Annotated in this window: 14 protein-coding genes and 1 riboswitch; of the genes, 13 read left to right on the top strand and 1 reads right to left on the bottom strand. The window is 41.5% G+C overall.

The window, feature by feature from the left end:
* Positions 1–41: 41 nt before the first annotated feature.
* The 3 genes from NSQ72_RS15155 (at position 42) to NSQ72_RS15145 (ending at position 2,594) form a co-directional block, all read left to right on the top strand.
* A complete protein-coding gene (locus tag NSQ72_RS15155) occupies positions 42–470 on the top strand; it encodes a MarR family winged helix-turn-helix transcriptional regulator (RefSeq protein ID WP_024423455.1) in 429 nt (142 codons plus the stop codon).
* An 81-nt stretch (positions 471–551) separates the two neighbouring features.
* On the top strand, positions 552–695 hold the full coding sequence (sspJ, locus tag NSQ72_RS15150) for a small acid-soluble spore protein SspJ (RefSeq protein ID WP_041088277.1): 144 nt from the start codon (positions 552–554) through the stop codon (positions 693–695).
* 122 nt (positions 696–817) lie between these two features.
* A riboswitch (Lysine riboswitch) is annotated at positions 818–996 on the top strand.
* A 191-nt stretch (positions 997–1,187) separates the two neighbouring features.
* On the top strand, positions 1,188–2,594 hold the full coding sequence (locus NSQ72_RS15145; RefSeq protein ID WP_047202396.1) for an amino acid permease: 1,407 nt from the start codon (positions 1,188–1,190) through the stop codon (positions 2,592–2,594).
* A 35-nt stretch (positions 2,595–2,629) separates the two neighbouring features.
* Here NSQ72_RS15145 and NSQ72_RS15140 read toward each other — a convergent pair whose 3' ends face one another.
* On the bottom strand, positions 2,630–3,568 hold the full coding sequence (locus NSQ72_RS15140) for an iron-hydroxamate ABC transporter substrate-binding protein (protein ID WP_039181380.1): 939 nt from the start codon (positions 3,566–3,568) through the stop codon (positions 2,630–2,632).
* 259 nt (positions 3,569–3,827) lie between these two features.
* Between NSQ72_RS15140 and NSQ72_RS15135 the strand changes: the two genes are divergently transcribed.
* From NSQ72_RS15135 to NSQ72_RS15090, 10 genes are all read left to right on the top strand, one after another.
* Positions 3,828–4,880 carry a FecCD family ABC transporter permease gene (locus NSQ72_RS15135; RefSeq protein WP_039181376.1) on the top strand — a complete coding sequence of 351 codons (1,053 nt, stop codon included), beginning with the start codon at positions 3,828–3,830 and terminating at the stop codon, positions 4,878–4,880.
* On the top strand, positions 4,881–5,903 hold the full coding sequence (locus NSQ72_RS15130) for a FecCD family ABC transporter permease (protein ID WP_445285747.1): 1,023 nt from the start codon (positions 4,881–4,883) through the stop codon (positions 5,901–5,903).
* Between the two features lie 20 nt (positions 5,904–5,923).
* Complete coding sequence (locus NSQ72_RS15125) at positions 5,924–6,739, top strand: ABC transporter ATP-binding protein (protein ID WP_039181374.1); 816 nt, start codon at positions 5,924–5,926, stop codon at positions 6,737–6,739.
* A gap of 174 nt (positions 6,740–6,913) precedes the next feature.
* Entirely contained in the window at positions 6,914–7,636 is a 723-nt protein-coding gene (locus NSQ72_RS15120; protein ID WP_059375037.1) for a response regulator transcription factor, read from the top strand.
* Positions 7,637–7,639: 3 nt separating this feature from the next.
* On the top strand, positions 7,640–9,394 hold the full coding sequence (locus NSQ72_RS15115; RefSeq protein ID WP_341084456.1) for a HAMP domain-containing sensor histidine kinase: 1,755 nt from the start codon (positions 7,640–7,642) through the stop codon (positions 9,392–9,394).
* Positions 9,395–9,529: 135 nt separating this feature from the next.
* Positions 9,530–10,966 (top strand): glucuronate isomerase, encoded by a 1,437-nt coding sequence (gene uxaC, locus NSQ72_RS15110; protein ID WP_341084454.1) that lies wholly within the window; start codon positions 9,530–9,532, stop codon positions 10,964–10,966.
* A gap of 57 nt (positions 10,967–11,023) precedes the next feature.
* On the top strand, positions 11,024–12,034 hold the full coding sequence (locus tag NSQ72_RS15105) for a LacI family DNA-binding transcriptional regulator (protein WP_330545533.1): 1,011 nt from the start codon (positions 11,024–11,026) through the stop codon (positions 12,032–12,034).
* Between the two features lie 58 nt (positions 12,035–12,092).
* Positions 12,093–13,544 (top strand): tagaturonate reductase, encoded by a 1,452-nt coding sequence (locus NSQ72_RS15100; RefSeq protein ID WP_341084453.1) that lies wholly within the window; start codon positions 12,093–12,095, stop codon positions 13,542–13,544.
* A complete protein-coding gene (locus NSQ72_RS15095; RefSeq protein ID WP_341084451.1) occupies positions 13,541–15,034 on the top strand; it encodes a UxaA family hydrolase in 1,494 nt (497 codons plus the stop codon). The genes NSQ72_RS15100 and NSQ72_RS15095 overlap by 4 nt, the downstream gene beginning before the upstream one ends.
* Positions 15,035–15,054: 20 nt before the next feature.
* Positions 15,055–16,446 carry a glycoside hydrolase family 28 protein gene (locus tag NSQ72_RS15090; protein WP_341084450.1) on the top strand — a complete coding sequence of 464 codons (1,392 nt, stop codon included), beginning with the start codon at positions 15,055–15,057 and terminating at the stop codon, positions 16,444–16,446.
* Positions 16,447–16,535 lie beyond the last annotated feature (89 nt).

The following is a 16,535-nucleotide window of genomic DNA, read 5'->3' as shown; positions in this document are numbered from 1 at the left end:
GGGGAAGTCATGTTGATACTAACGATAAGGATGCGATTCGGATGGGTAATGCAGACATTTTAAAAGAAATTGTTCTTGTACATTATGAAGTCAGCCGTAAATTAAACCGCAAGTTACTTGAGTTAGAGAAAGACATCACGCCCCCACAGATATATGCTCTTTCTATTTTGATACAAGGCAAAGTATCACATGCCGAAGAGCTGAAGCAAAGACTCTCTTTAAACCCTGGTGCAGCCTCTATTGCACTCAATAAATTATGTGAGCAGGGTTATATTCAAAGAGAACGGGACAAGGACGATTCATCACTTGTCCGTTTAGAAGTCACGGAAAAAGGAATGGCCATTTATGAAAAGCATACACGTCTTTTCGGAAAGGTAATTCAGCATATGATGTCAGACTTCACAAAGGATGATTTAAAAACCTTTCTGTCGTACCTGCAAAAAATGAGACAGACCTTTCATGATGATTGAGCCTCTTCCCTTGTATAATGCTGAGCGCTGTAGCACAAATTAAACAGGCAACCGCATTATATGAAAAGGGAGGAAACAGCGATGTCATTTTTCCAAAAGGATAAAAAAGCGAAAAGTGAGAAAAACCATCAGCAGGTAGATCAACTGTTAGAGGAAGCAAGTAAAGAGCTAGCAGGCGATCCGCTTCAGGAAGCTGTACAAAAGAAGAAAAACAACGATCAATAAGCAAGGTATAGGGCAGAGAAACAGTTCTCTGCCTTTTTTCTATGTTTTTCCCTTTGACAGATGTGAGAATGTTTGATAACCTTCGTGTAGTAAAAATGAATAGAAATCCTCACGCTATGTCTCAGTGAGGTAGAGGTTGCGCGGATGATGAGTCACTCATAGGAGAGATGGAATCGTAGATCATGAGAAAAAAGGCATCAGCGCCGAAGTGTAGAGAGAGCTCCAACTTTCTTTATGCTGGGTCTGCATTGAATAAATGCAGGACTGCCACGTCTTTGAAGCGTGGAGGGCTATCCGGAGATCAAGGTGTATGTTTTGAAAAGCATGGACTTTTGTTCAGGCTTTTTTTTATGTTCTGAGTCACAAAAATAAGGGTATGCTGTTAAAAAGTAATCCATTATGAACATAAAGAATGCAAGTCATTGCTTCACAAATATATCAATGAAGATACTGCCGGGTCTGGTCCAAAGTGAATAAAACGGAGGTACGGAAATGGAACAGACAAAAAAATGGGGTTTTTGGTTATTGACGGCTTTTGTCGTCGGAAATATGGTAGGTTCAGGCATCTTTATGCTGCCAAGTACGCTTGCCCAGCACGCAAGTCCTTTAGGTGTGACGATGGCATGGCTTGTCACAGGCGGCGGTGTGCTGATGATTGCGCTTGTATTTGGGCATTTGTCCATTCATAAGCCGCAGCTGACGGCTGGACCACAAAGTTATGCAAGGGCGCTTTTTAAAGATCCGAAAAAAGGGAAAGCGGCTGGATTTACAATGGTTTGGGGATATTGGGTGGCAAGCTGGATTAGTAATGTCGCAATTATTACAAGTCTTGCTGGTTATTTAACGACTTTTTTCCCGATTCTCACCGTGAAGACTGAAGTTTTTACCTTTGGAAAAGAATCGGTCACGCTTGGTCAGCTCATGACGTTTATCGTATGTACCCTTCTTCTATGGGGAACACATACCATTTTAATTACAAGCTTAAGTGCTGCTAGTAAATTGAATTTTATTACGACCTTTTCAAAGGTGCTTGGATTTGTCCTTTTTATTGTTGCGGGATTATTTGCATTTCAAACGGCATTATTTGAACATTACTACTTCCCGGTTGAAACAGGCAGCGAAGGAGTGCTTGGCCTTGGAGGTCAAATTCATCATGCGGCTATTTCCACACTATGGGCATTTATTGGAATTGAATCAGCTGTCATTTTATCAGGAAGAGCATCCTCACAGCGTGATGTGAAGCGTGCGACCATTACAGGTCTTTTAATCGCACTTTCGATCTACATGATTATCACGTTGATTACAATGGGCGTTCTACCGCACGATCAATTGCAAGGCTCTGACAAACCATTCGTAGACGTGCTTCAGCTTATTATTGGGCCAGCTGGCGGAATTGTCATGGCTCTGCTGGCGATTATTTGCTTGTTTGGTTCGATGCTTGGGTGGATTTTACTTGGTTCAGAAGTACCGTATCAAGCAGCAAAGGCTGGTGATTTTCCAGCAGTATTTGCAAAAACAAACAAAAAAGGAAGCCCTGCTTTCGCTTTGACTGTTACAAATATTATGTCACAGCTGTTTATCTTCTCTGTGATGTCACGTACGATTAATGAAGCTTTTACCTTTTTAACTACATCAGCGACACTTGCGTATCTTATTCCGTATATTGTGTCTTCCATCTACAGCTTTAAGGTCATTATGCAAGGTGACACGTATGAGCTTCAAAAAGGAAATCGAACGAGAGACGGCATCATTGCACTTGTTGCCATGGGGTATTCAGCTTGGGTCATTATTTCAGGAACAGCCGACTTGAAAACCTTTGGTCTTGGAATCGGTCTATTCTTAGTAGGTATTTTGCTTTATCCATTCATGTCAAAAGGATTTGCCAAAGGAACGGTATAAGGAAGACGTTTCTCCATCTCTGGAGAAACGTTTTTTTATGATGCAGATGTCAATCGATCCACAATAAACTCTAGCTGACCTTCTAGTGACACTGGGTCATTAAAGAAGAAACCGACTGGATCTATTTCGAATACATGTTTATTTTTGACGGCAGGAAGTGATGTCCAAATGCTGCTTTGATACACTTGGTCACCTTTACTTTTTGAGCCGCTCCATGGACCTGTGAAAATATAGTCGCCTGCGAATTCTGGCAACTTCTCAAGAGAAATATTCGCATAGCCAACACCGCTGTCGATCGCTTCTTTTTTGACAGCCTTCGGTGCTTTTAATTTCAGCTCGTCATAAATGATTTCGCCCCCGCGGGCAAAGGTGTTTCCGAAGATATAAATGCCTTTATCAAATGGCGATACGATCGAGACCGTTTTGCTGCCAACAGCTTTGGTTACCTTTGGTTTCACCTCAGCAATTTTGGTATCCCATTTTGTGATCCATTCTGTTGCTTTTTTTGGTGTACCTGTCATTTTACCGAATTCTTTTAGCTGGTCTTTGAAAGAATATTGATTGTATTTTACCGCTACAGTTGGGGCGATTTTTTTGTATTGATCAAACTTCTCATCTTCCCCCCAAGCAATAATCATATCTGGCTTCGAAGCGGCTACTTTTTCGACCGATGGGGTCCTTCCGAGATTTTCCACTCCATCTGTTTTCCCTTTATAAAAAGGGTTTTTAAAGATGGGTGATGTTGTAGCAACCGGAGTTTTGCCGAGTGTGACGAGGTCCCCGTAATAGCTTTCTGCAAGAAGCACTATTCGTTTCGGATTTTTCGGAAGCTTCACTTCACCTTTTGCATCCTGATATGTCATCATGTCATTCTTTTTCGCTGCAGATTGTTTATTTGAAGTGCTGCCGCAAGCGGCTGTAAAGATCATAAGAATCGATAAAGAAATCAAAAGAAATCCAGTTCGTTTTTTCACAAAAGTTCTCTCCTATTCATTTTTCCTTGATAATGATTCTCAATTTCATTTTTTATCGTAACATGATAGGAACAAAAATGCATTGGCTAATTTAGGCCTAAAGAAAAATGATGAAATTCTCACAGTTTTTTGATGAAAATAAAGAAATTTATCAGAACAATGATTTCAAAAAGAAAAGAAAGTGATATACTAGACTTCGAGATTGATAATCATTATCACTAATAAAGAATAAACATGAACGGAAAGGAAGAGACTGGTTTTGGGCTCACAATCGAATAAACAGCTGCCAGCCAGCGATGATACGATCGATATTGTCACGAAGCCTTTTGGAACAGCAGCTGTTATCATCATAGGAATCATCGCTTTATCATTTGGTCTTTTTTTATCGGTATCATTAGGAGCGGCAAACATTCATCTACAGACTGTATGGGAAGCCGTTTTTCATTTTGATCCACAAGAAACTTCACATCAAATCATTCGGGAATTGAGGCTGCCGCGCACAGTTGGAGCCGCGCTCGTCGGTGCCTTTTTAGCCGTATCAGGTGCCATTATGCAAGGAATGACAAGAAATGCGCTGGCGTCACCGGAGATTATGGGTGTGACAAATGGCTCCGCATTTGCGATTGCCATTGCATTAGCATTTTTCCCTGGCCAATCTTCTTTCACATTAATTCTTTGGTCATTTGTTGGAGCCGCACTCGGTGCCTCTATTGTATTTGGTGTCGGTACTATGTCAAAAGGGGGACTGACTCCGGTTAAACTCGCACTAGCTGGTACAGCGGTTGGAGCACTTTTGAGCTCAATTTCTTCAGCCATTGCCATTCGTTTTGACGTCGCTCAAGATATGAGCTTTTGGTATGCTGGCGGAGTGGCAGGTGTGAATTGGAGCAACATTCATATCATCATTCCAGTTGCCATTGCAGGACTAATCATTGCAATGATCCTTGCCCGTTCGATCACGGTTCTGAGCTTAGGTGAAGAATTGGCGAAAGGACTTGGACAGTATACGAAAACGGTCAAGGTGCTTGGCGTATTGGTTGTTATTCTTTTAACGGGTGCTGCCGTGTCGGTAGCGGGCTCTATTGGTTTTATCGGGCTTGTGATCCCTCATGTCACTCGATTCTTGGTTGGAGTGGACTACCGCTGGATTATCCCATGCTCCGCTATTTTAGGGGCCACTTTGTTAATTTATGCAGACATTGCTGCGAGGCTGGTCAACGCTCCGTTTGAAACGCCAGTCGGTGCCATCACGGCGATTATAGGCGTTCCTTTCTTCTTATATTTAGCTAGACGTGAAAGGAGCGGAATCTAAATGGAAATGGTGCAGCAAGCAAAGAAAAAGAAATATCAACGAACGATGCTCATGATCTTTTTCGCGATCGTAGCTGTGTTCCTTATTAGTTTAAATACCGGAGAAATTCGGATCTCTCCGATGGATACATTGAAAACACTTTTTGGATTCGGAAGTGAGATGGATGAGCTCGTATTATTCGAATTCCGACTTCCAAGAATGGTCATCGCTTTACTTGTCGGTGCTTCTATCGCTGTATCAGGCGCGATTTGGCAAGGCGTTTCTCAAAATGGTTTAGCTGACCCAGGTATTCTCGGCGTCAATGCCGGCGCTGGCTTTGCCGTTGTGCTATTTATTTTTGCATTTCAAGGCACGATGGCGAATTTAGGTGACTTTACGATTTTTGTACTGCCGCTTTTCGCGTTCGTAGGTGCAGGCTTTGCTGCATTTCTTATCTATGTGTTAGCGTGGAAAAAAGGCATCACACCTTTCCGATTGATTTTAACTGGTATTGGTGTGAATGCTGCATTTTCAGCAGCGATTGTGGTCATTCAGTTAAAAATGAGCCCAAATGATTTTAACCAAGCCATCGTGTGGTTATCTGGAAGTATTTATGGCTCGAGCTGGACGTATGTCCTGTCTGTTCTACCATGGATGGTGATTTTCCTTATATTCGCGATTGTCAGATCACGCTATTTAAATATCATGAATTTGGGTGATCAGCTATCCTATGGATTGGGCATTTCAGTTCATAAAGAAAGAAGCTTGTTCATGCTGATTGCCGTTGCATTAGCTGGTGCGAGTGTTGCTGTTGCAGGGAGTATTTCTTTCCTAGGGTTAGCCGCACCGCACTTGGCGAGAAAGCTTGTTGGGCCAAAGCATCAAGGAATGATACCGGCCTCCGCGTTAATTGGGGCGCTGTTATTATTATTGGCGGATACACTTGGCCGCGTCATACTTGCACCATCAGAAGTGCCAGTTGGCCTTGTCGTTTCTGCTTTAGGCGCACCTTACTTCATTTACTTATTGATGAAATCGAACTAATGAGGAAGGAGAGACAACATATGAAATCGCTCGAAACAGAAAAGCTTTGTATCGGTTATCAAGACCGTTTGATTGTAGAAGATTTGAATGTCAGTATCCCAAAAGGCAAGGTGACAACACTGATTGGACCGAATGGCTGCGGGAAATCAACCATTTTAAAAACGATGTCTCGTATTATGAAGGCCAATCGAGGAGCTGTTTATTTAAATGGCCAGGCTATCCATGAGACGCCGACAAAAGAAATTTCAAAACAAATGGCGATCTTACCGCAAACACCCGAAGCACCTAGTGGACTGACAGTGTATGAGCTTGTGTCATATGGACGTTTCCCACATCAAAATGGGTTTGGTCGCTTATCAAATGAAGATAAACGAATCATCAGATGGGCACTTGAGGAAACGGGAATGATCGCTTTTCATGATCGACCAATTGAAGCACTTTCCGGCGGACAGCGCCAGCGAGTATGGATTGCGATGGCACTTGCCCAGGAAACAGAGCTGCTCCTATTGGATGAACCTACGACGTATTTGGATCTTGCACATCAGCTCGAGATTCTTCAGCTGTTAGAACGCTTAAATAGAGAGCAGGGGCGAACTGTGTTGATGGTCATCCATGATTTGAATCATGCGGCGCGTTTTTCACATTACATGATTGCCCTCAATCAAGGGAAAGTCATAAAAGACGGTACGCCTCATGAGGTCATGACCAAAGAGGTACTCAGTCAGGTATTCCATATTGATGCAGAAATTGTGCTTGATCCTAGAACGAATAAGCCGATTTGTTTAACATATGATTTAATGAATCATGAACGAAAGCTAGAAGCTGTAAATGGATAATAGATGTAAAGGAACTCGGTGCAGATGCCGGGTTTTTTTGCGTGTTTGAAACTTCCTAGTGCTGCTATTTTCTCCAGTTGATTTTTTTCGCTTTTATGCAGAAAAGAGGTACTTTTTTACTTTAGACAATGGTAATATACGGTTAGAGATCATAGCTAGAAAGGAAAGAGATGCGTGGAAACAGCAAAAATATTGATTGCAGATGACGAAGAAGCAATTGTGAAAATGGTTGAACGCGTATTAAAAAAAGAAGGATTCAAGCATATTTATAAAGCCTACCATGCAGATGAAGCATTAGATGTTGTCAAAAACGAGGACATCCACCTCTTACTTCTAGATGTGATGATGCCCGGTAAATCTGGCTTTGACGTTCTACCTGAAATCAGAAAAGTAACGAAAGCGCCTATTTTTTATTTAACTGCAAGAACGTCTGATGTCGATAAACTGACGGGCTTTGCGCAGGGGGCAGACGATTATATCACGAAGCCATTTAATCCACTTGAGTTAGTGGCTAGAATTAAGGCTCACCTAAACCGAACATATATCTCCTTACAGGAGGAACAAGAAGACACTCAAAGCCAATATCATTATGCCCATTTCTCCTATCATCCTCATGCAGCCGAATTGAAAGTAAGAGGAGAGGTGACGGCATGCTCTGCTCAGCTTCTTTCTTTGCTGAAGTACTTTTGTGATCATCCGAATGTGGTTCTTTCAAAAGATCAAATCTATGAGAAAGTATGGGGCGTCCCATCATATGGTGATAACAACACTGTCATGGTTCATATACGAAAGTTGAGAGAAAAGATCGAATTAGATCCGAGTCAGCCAGAATATATTGTGACGATCCGTGGTATGGGATATAAATTTATACCACACCCTGCAAAGGTTCTTCAATAATTTATGAATTTACGATCAAAACTTTTCTTTCACTTTGTCGGACAAATGTTTATTGTGATTGCCATTCTGACGATCGGACAGACGTTCTCTGATAATTTATATTTAACAAAGCACTACGAGAACATGGCTGAAACCGGTTTAACAAAAGCTGATGGAGATACACTCATGAGCTGGCTTTATTTTAACGAGGATGGGAAAATGGAAGCCGACGATCAGCTCAAGCAAGCAGTGAAAAAACGAGACGGCTGGCTGCAAGTGATTGATTCAAAAAAGAATACTGTTTATAGCTATCACCGCCCTAAATCCATTCCAACATCCTATCAAAAGGATGAAATGATCAAGATCTTTGAAAAAAAAGAATTTAAAGATTACAAGATGTACTTCTGGCCAGTTGAGATTGATCAAGAAAGCTTTATTGTGTTATATGGGTTCAAAACGAACAGCACAAAGGTAGCCAATTATCTGAAACAGCACGAGAAAAATTTGGCTGCATTATCTCAATATTCGGTTGAAACGAAAGAATTCCTGAAGAGAATGAACGGATCAGTTCATCTGTTTAATGAAGAAGGAAAATATTTAAAAGGCATTCGAACCAACACCAGTTTGAAACATAACGTAACAGATGTTGAATTGCTCAAGTATCAATCAAAGCCCTGGGAGTTTAGAAGTGACCTCACTTATATGAAGGTGAATAAAAACCTGTATATCATCGTTTCGGTACCAAATAAAGTATACAGCCCAGACGAGCTATACGATAAAGAGACAGACGCTTTAAATCAATATACAACCATCTTAATTGCAGGTCTTGCGCTCACTATTATCATTGTCATGACATTATGGTATTCGTATCGCTATGGGCTGCCAATTTATCACATTATTCGCTGGCTGATTTTCTTATCAAAAAATAAATTGCAGGAACCAACAAATAGAAAGGGAATTCCCGTCAGTAAAAATAAAAAAGGCCGTATTAAGCGGGAATACCGTTTATTTGAGGATATCCTAAAAACAATGGATCAGCTCACACATACGTTAAAAGAGAATGAAGCAAACCGAAGAAAAATTCAAACCACAAGGGAAGAATGGATTGCAGGATTGTCTCATGATTTGAAAACGCCTTTAAGTACGATTTACGGCTATGGACTCATGCTTGAGTCCGATCAATATCAATGGTCCAAGGAAGAAGTCATGGAAATGGGACAAGTGATTCGTGAGAAATCAGAATACATGTCGACACTGATTGAGGATTTAAACCTCACGTATCGATTGAAGAATGGCGCCCTGCCTATTAATCGGAAACCGGTTGAACTCAGTGAATTTTTAGCTTCCATTATGGACGAGTTCTCAAGAAGCTCCTCATCAGAGGATTATCCATCCACCTTTGAAGATCAAACAGATGGTGTCATATTTGAGATCGATAAAGCCTGGTTCAGACGAGTGATTGAGAACCTGCTGGCGAATGCAGTGAAGCATAACGAAAAAGGCACTCATATTACAGCTGTTTTATCTGAAACAGATGAAGAAGTTCGGATCGAAATGAAAGACAATGGCCGCGGAATGGCACAGGAAACGGTGGATCACCTATTTAACCGCTACTACAGAGGGACAAATACAAATGATCCAACGAACGGAACTGGTCTCGGGCTTGCGATAGCAAAAGAGCTCGTCTTGCTGCATGACGGTGATATTCAAGTTGAAAGTGAACTAGGCTCTGGAACAACTATTGCGATTATCCTAAAAAAATCATCACCTGTAAAATAGCCAAAAAACGATTTTCTTTTCTAAAGGAGATCGTTTTTTCCTGTTTTAGGATTGAAATCAATTTTGTAAACGATTACAATAAAATTGTTAACGTGAACAAATCATTTTTATTTATAAGAGAGATGGGGGAGTTTGATGAAAGCCTTTTTAGATGATCAGTTTTTACTCAACAGTCAAACGGCAGAAAAGCTATATCATGAGTTTGCTAAGGACCTTCCAATTATAGATTACCATTGTCATTTAAGCCCCAAAGAAATCTATGAAAATAAAACCTTCCATAATATCACCGAAGCATGGCTCTACGGAGATCATTACAAATGGCGTGCCATGAGAGCAAACGGCATACCAGAATCACACGTCACAGGGGATGCCTCAGACTATGAGAAATTTCTGGCGTGGGCGAAGACTGTTCCCATGACCCTTGGAAACCCGCTCTATCACTGGACTCATTTAGAATTGAGACGATATTTTGGAGTTGAGGAACTTTTAAACGAAAAAACCGCACACATCATCTGGCAAAAAGTAAATGAAAAGCTGCAAGGAGAGGGTTTTGGTGCAAGAGACTTCATTGTGAAATCGAATGTTGAAACAGTCGTGACGACAGATGATCCAGTCGATTCGCTTTGCTATCATCAAAAACTGCGGGAAGAAGGATTCACTGTGCAAGTGCTGCCCGGATTTCGGCCTGATAAGGCACTTGATATAACGAATCAACTATTTACAGCGTATGTTCACGAACTGGCAGAGGCTTCATCTACTCCAATCCAATCCTATCAAGACTTTTTAACAGCACTCCGTGCAAGAATTGATTTTTTCCATGAACAGGGCTGCCTGATCTCAGATCATGCTATTAACGAAATGACGTTTGAAGAAACGACGGAAGAAGAAGTGGAAACCATCTTTCATAAAAGAATGTCTGGGCATGCATTGACGGAAAAAGAGAAGATTAAATTTAAAACACAAACATTCATTAAGCTTGGTCAGGCTTACTATGAGCGGGGCTGGGCGATGCAGCTTCATATCAATGCGCTTAGGAACAACAATACGAAAATGTTTGAGCGGTTTGGGCCAGATACAGGGTATGATGCGATGAATGATGAAGACATTGCCAAGCCGCTTTGCCGAATATTGGATCGTTTAGAACAAGAACAGGCACTGCCAAAAACCATTTTATATTCCTTGAATCCAAGGGATAATGTTGTGATTGCCACATTGGCTGGAAGCTTTCAAGACGGAACGGCACCTGGGAAGATTCAGCACGGTACAGCTTGGTGGTTTAACGATACGAAACAAGGGATGACAGAGCAGATGATGGCTCTATCCAGTATTGGACTGATCAGCCGTTTCATTGGGATGCTGACAGATTCAAGAAGCTTTTTGTCGTATACAAGGCATGAATATTTTCGAAGACTGCTTTGCGATATCATCGGAGATTGGGTAGAAAAAGGGGAAGCTCCATATGATCTTGATCTGTTAGGGGGAATCGTGAAGGGAATCAGCTATGAAAATGCCAGACAGTATTTCCAATTTGACCGGGCGAAGCAGCTCCAGCATCCGAACAAAATGACATGAAGAAAATGAAAGCGATTTTATGATAAGATGGTAAAAAATCATAAAAGGCGGAATAGCATGACAGTCACAATTAAAGACATAGCAAAATTGGCAAACGTCTCTCATACCACGGTATCAAGGGCTTTGAATAACAGTCCTTTTATTAAAGAGAAGACAAAACAAAAGATTTTGTCGATTGCAAAACAGCTGAATTATTCACCGAATGTCCATGCGAGAGGCCTTGTATCACAAAAATCATTTACAATCGGTCTGTTTTTTACGAGTTTAACAGAGGGCACATCTTCAAGCTTCTTTGTGGATGCGTTAAAAGGTGTCAATAGCGTCATGACAGAGTATTATAATCTCTTTGTAAGAGGAATTGATGACTTTCACGATTATACAACCATTCATAAACAACGCTATGATGGCATTTTGCTCATGAGTCAAAGCGAGCACGATGAGGCGTTTATCCATCATGTGAAGAAACAGGGCATTCCCATCATTGTGCTGAATCGCCGTGTAGAAAGTCATGAAGTCATGAATATATTAGCAGATGATAGTCAAGGAGCTTACCAGGCTGCACACCATTTCATTCAGCAAGGTCATGAACAAATCGCCATCATTGAAGGGAAAGAAGGCTTTAAATCAACTCAAGAAAGAAAAGCTGGTTTCCTGCAAGCGTTAATTGATCACCAAATACCTATGAAGAAAGAATATATGATGAAAGGCGATTATCACATGAAAAGCGGCTATGAATCAATGGAATCGCTGCTGGCCCTTGATGAACCACCAACAGCGCTCTTTTGCTCAAATGATGACATGGCGATCGGTGCAATGAATGCTTTATTTGCAAAAGGCAAAACGTGTCCAAATGATATTTCTATTATTGGTTTTGATGATATTGCATTTTCATCCTATACCACACCTGCATTGACAACGGTGAAAAAGCCGATTGAAAAAATGTGTGCACTTGGAGCAGAAGCCATCCTTTCAGTAATAAACGGTGAAGAGCAAGAAGAAGATCATATGGAAAAAGTGTATGTTCACACAGAGCTGATGATCAGAGGTTCAGTTAAAAAGGTGCAGTAATCAGCACCTTTTTAGAAAAATGTTCACGTGTGCATCTTACTTGGAGAGGGGAATCCATTTGAAACGATTATCAAAAGCCATTTACCCGGCACCTGAGTATCCGGAAACGATTTTGCAGATTGGCGAAGGAAATTTTATGCGAGGATTTATCAATTGGCACATCCAGAAGCTGAACGACTGCACAGATTTTAAAGGAAGAGCGGTTGTTGTCCCTCCTCGAAAAGGATCAGTGTCAGCCTTAAATGAACAAGATGGCTTGTACACATTATGTATTCAGGGATATCATGACCGGCAAGAAATGAATGAACGTATGATCATCCAATCGATTAGCAGAGGAATTAGTACGTATACGGATTACGAGGAGTTTTTACACGTAGCGGAAAACCCGGATCTCCGCTTTGTCTTCTCAAACACGACGGAGGCAGGACTTGTGCTCAAAAAGGAGGATCGTTTGGAGGATCGGCCACAAGCCAGTTTTCCAGGAAAGCTGACAGCGTTCTTGTATCACCGGTTTAAAGCTTTTGCTGGAGATGAGCGGAAAGGTCTGATCATTCTACCTTGTGAATTGGTTGAACAAAATGGTGATCGATTGAAGGAATATGTGATCAGTATGGCAGCTGAGTGGGAATTGCCGCCTGCGTTTATGACATGGATAAAAGAGGCCAACACGTTTTGTAATACGCTTGTGGACCGGATTGTCCCTGGATTCTCTAAGGAAGCGGCTGAAATCGTAGAAAAGGAAGAAGGGTATATTGACGAATTGCTTGTCACGGCAGAATATTATCATCTTTTTGTCATTGAAGCACCTGCCTTCGTACAAAAGGAGCTCCCCTTTCAAGAAGCAGGGTTAAATGTTCTTTTTGTAGAGGATATTGCGCCTTATCGTATGAGCAAGGTACGAATTTTAAATGGTGCACATACAGCGATGGTGCCGATTGCTTACTCATGCGGTATAGAAACTGTAAAAGAAGCTGTGGATGATGAGCATGTTGGTCCGTTCATCCGGCGTATGCTGGAGGAGGAAGTACTTCCAGGACTTGAACTTCCTCAAGATGAGCTTCTTCTTTATACACAATCCGTTTGGGATCGTTTTTGCAATCCATTTGTAAAGCATCAATTGCTGGATATTGCACTGAATGGGGTATCCAAATTCCGAACCCGTAATCTTCCGTCATTGCTTGATTATGTCGAGCAAAAGAAACAGCTGCCAATGAAACTTGTGTTTTCACTTAGCAGTCTCATTTATTTCTACAGAGCACATGCAGGAAGGGTAAAGGATGATGAAACTGTGCTCACGCTCATGAAGGAAGCTTGGGAAAACCGTTCCAATGAAACGGTTGCAGCGAGGATCCTTTCATACGAATCATTATGGGGCAGAGATTTAACCGATGTAAATGGATTGAGTCAAGCTGTAGCTGATCAGCTTACCCTCATACAGAAGCACGGGATGAGTGCGGCTGTTCACCAAATGATGCTTCATCAATATGAAAACCAGGGGGAGAAGGCATGAAAGACTTTATTGTCATCCGACCTTCAGATAATGTCGGTATTGCTTTAAAAGGATTGGAGCAAGGGGAAGAGCTGCAGCATCAAGGACAGACGATTATCTTAAAAGAGACCGTTGGCAAAGGTCATAAGTTTGCATTGGCTGATATCAAGCAAAGAGAGAATATTATCAAATATGGCTATCCCATTGGTCATGCAGTGACTGCCATTTCTGCTGGAGAATGGGTGCATACGCATAATATTAAAACCAATTTATCTGGCAAGCTAGAATACGAATACCAGCCTTCATTATCAGAAAACCCCTATGAAAAAACGAATCTTACATTTAAAGGATATAAACGAAAAAATGGCGAAAGCGGAATCCGCAATGAACTTTGGATTGTTCCTACCGTTGGATGTGTGAATGGCATCGCCGATCAAATGATCCAAATATTCACCGCTGAAATGGGTGGAAACATCCATCCTTTTGAAACAGCCCTCGTATTAAAGCACAATTATGGATGCTCACAGCTTGGGGACGATCATGAAAATACGAAAACCATTTTACAAAATGTGGTGAAGCACCCTAACGCTGGAGGAGTACTTGTTCTTGGACTTGGGTGTGAAAACAATGATATTGAGGATTTTCAGTCCACATTAGGTGAATATGACCGTACGAGAGTGAAATTTTTAAGAAGTCAAGAAGTAGGAGATGAGATTGAGACGGGAGTCGCTTTACTCAAGGAAATTTATGATGCGGCGAAAGAAGATCATCGTGAAGACATTCCGTTATCTGAGCTGAAAATTGGCTTGAAGTGTGGAGGATCAGATGGATTTTCTGGTATTACTGCAAATCCGCTTTTAGGCAGACTGTCCGATTTTATTGTCGCACAAGGCGGAACGACGGTGCTGACAGAAGTGCCCGAAATGTTTGGTGCTGAAACGATTTTAATGGAGAGAGCAGCATCAGAAGCGACTTTCGACAATATTGTGCAAATGATCAATGACTTTAAACAATACTTCTTGGATCATCGACAGCCGGTATATGAAAATCCTTCCCCGGGAAATAAAGCTGGTGGAATTTCGACATTAGAGGATAAGTCTCTTGGCTGTACACAAAAAGCAGGCACTTCTGATATTAAAGATGTATTGAAATATGGGGAGCTGCTGAAACAAAAGGGATTGAACTTATTAAGTGCACCTGGTAATGATTTGGTTGCTTCATCTGCTCTTGCTGCTTCCGGTTGTCAAATGGTGCTTTTTACAACAGGCAGGGGGACACCATTTGGTACGTTTGTGCCAACAATGAAGATCTCGACCAACACAGCTTTATATGAAACAAAAAAGCATTGGATTGATTTTAATGCTGGAGAACTGGTTGAAGATGTACCGGAAGATGTTGTGTTAGAAAAATTCATTTCAACGGTTATTGATGTGGCGAGTGGGAAGCTGTTAAATCATGAAAAAAACAATTTTAGAGAGCTGGCTATTTTCAAAACAGGTGTCACACTTTAAGGCGACTGGGGGATGAGAAAGTGTCTAAAAAACGGAATTTGATGTATATCACAGCAGGAACGGTACTAACTGGAGTCGGAATTGCTCGTTTAGCAAAGCAAGGGAAGAAAGATAAAAAAGCAAACGGGATCGATCAAGTGTTAAAGCAGATAAAAGCGCCGCATTTCCCAGATCGTGAATTGAATGTGGTTCATTATGGAGCAGATGCGGAAGGGAAAGAGTTATCTACAAATGCCATTCAGTCTGCCATCGATGATGCGCATCGGTTGAAAGGGGGACGTGTGCTGATCCCAGCAGGGACGTTTGTGACAGGTGCTTTAGAATTGAAAAGCAATGTAGAACTTCATCTGCATGAGAAAGCCTATGTAACATTCAGCCAAGACCCAAAGGATTACCTGCCTCTTGTACTGACAAGATATGAAGGGGTTGAGCTTTATAATTATTCACCTCTCATTTATGCACACCATGCAGAAAATATCGCTATTACAGGAGCAGGAACGCTTGATGGCAGAGGGGATGAGCATCATTGGTGGCCTTGGAAGTATGGGACAAATGGCCAGCCCTCTCAGGATCGGGATCGTCAGCTTTTGTTTGAAATGGCGGAAAAGAGAATACCGGTAGAAGAAAGGGTGTTTGGAGAAGGCCATTATTTAAGATCGAGCTTTATTCAGCCATACCAATGTCAGCAAGTTCTAATCGAAGGAGTGACAGTGAAGGATTCACCGATGTGGCAAATTCATCCTGTATTAAGTAGTCACGTCATCGTCCGCGGCGTTAAAATCATTGGGCATGGACCAAACACAGATGGTGTCAATCCGGAGTCTTGCCGGAATGTGCTCATTGAAGATTGTTACTTTGATAACGGAGATGATTGTATTGCCATCAAATCGGGCAGAAACGAGGATGGACGGAGAATAGGGGTTCCATCTGAAAACATCGTCATTCGTAGAAATGAGATGAGGGATGGACACGGCGGTGTGACGATCGGGAGCGAGATTTCTGGCGGGGTAAAGTTTGTTTATGCAGAAGATAACGTAATGGACAGTCCAAACCTTGATCGGGCACTGCGTATTAAAACCAACTCTGTCAGAGGCGGTACGATTGAACATATTTATTTTAAAAACAATACAGTCAAAAGTCTAAATCATGAAGTGATCTGTATCGACATGATGTATGAGGAAGGAGATGCTGGTCCGCATCGTCCTGTTGTACGTCATATTGAAGTAGAAGGACTCAAAAGCAGCGGCGGACGATATGGTGTGAAAATAGCCGCATACGCACATTCTCCTGTTACTCATTTTAAAATGAAAGATTGTGTCATAGATGAAGTGGCGTATCCCTTATCTTTAGAGCATGCAGTTTCTCCTGATTTTCAGAAAGTCGTTATCAATGGAGAACCAATCAATCAATAGAAGAGTGAAAAACAGTCTTTTTAGAGGCTGTTTTTTTGTTTTATGAACAGAAAAGACGCTTTTAGAAATCACATATACAACCTATCTGC

It is taken from the genome of Bacillus sp. FSL R5-0659 (assembly GCF_038008785.1).
In the GTDB taxonomy this organism is placed as follows: Bacteria; Bacillota; Bacilli; order Bacillales; family Bacillaceae; genus Bacillus; species Bacillus safensis.
Note: the sequence above shows the minus strand (reverse complement) of the source record. Positions and strands in the feature narration are given on the sequence as shown.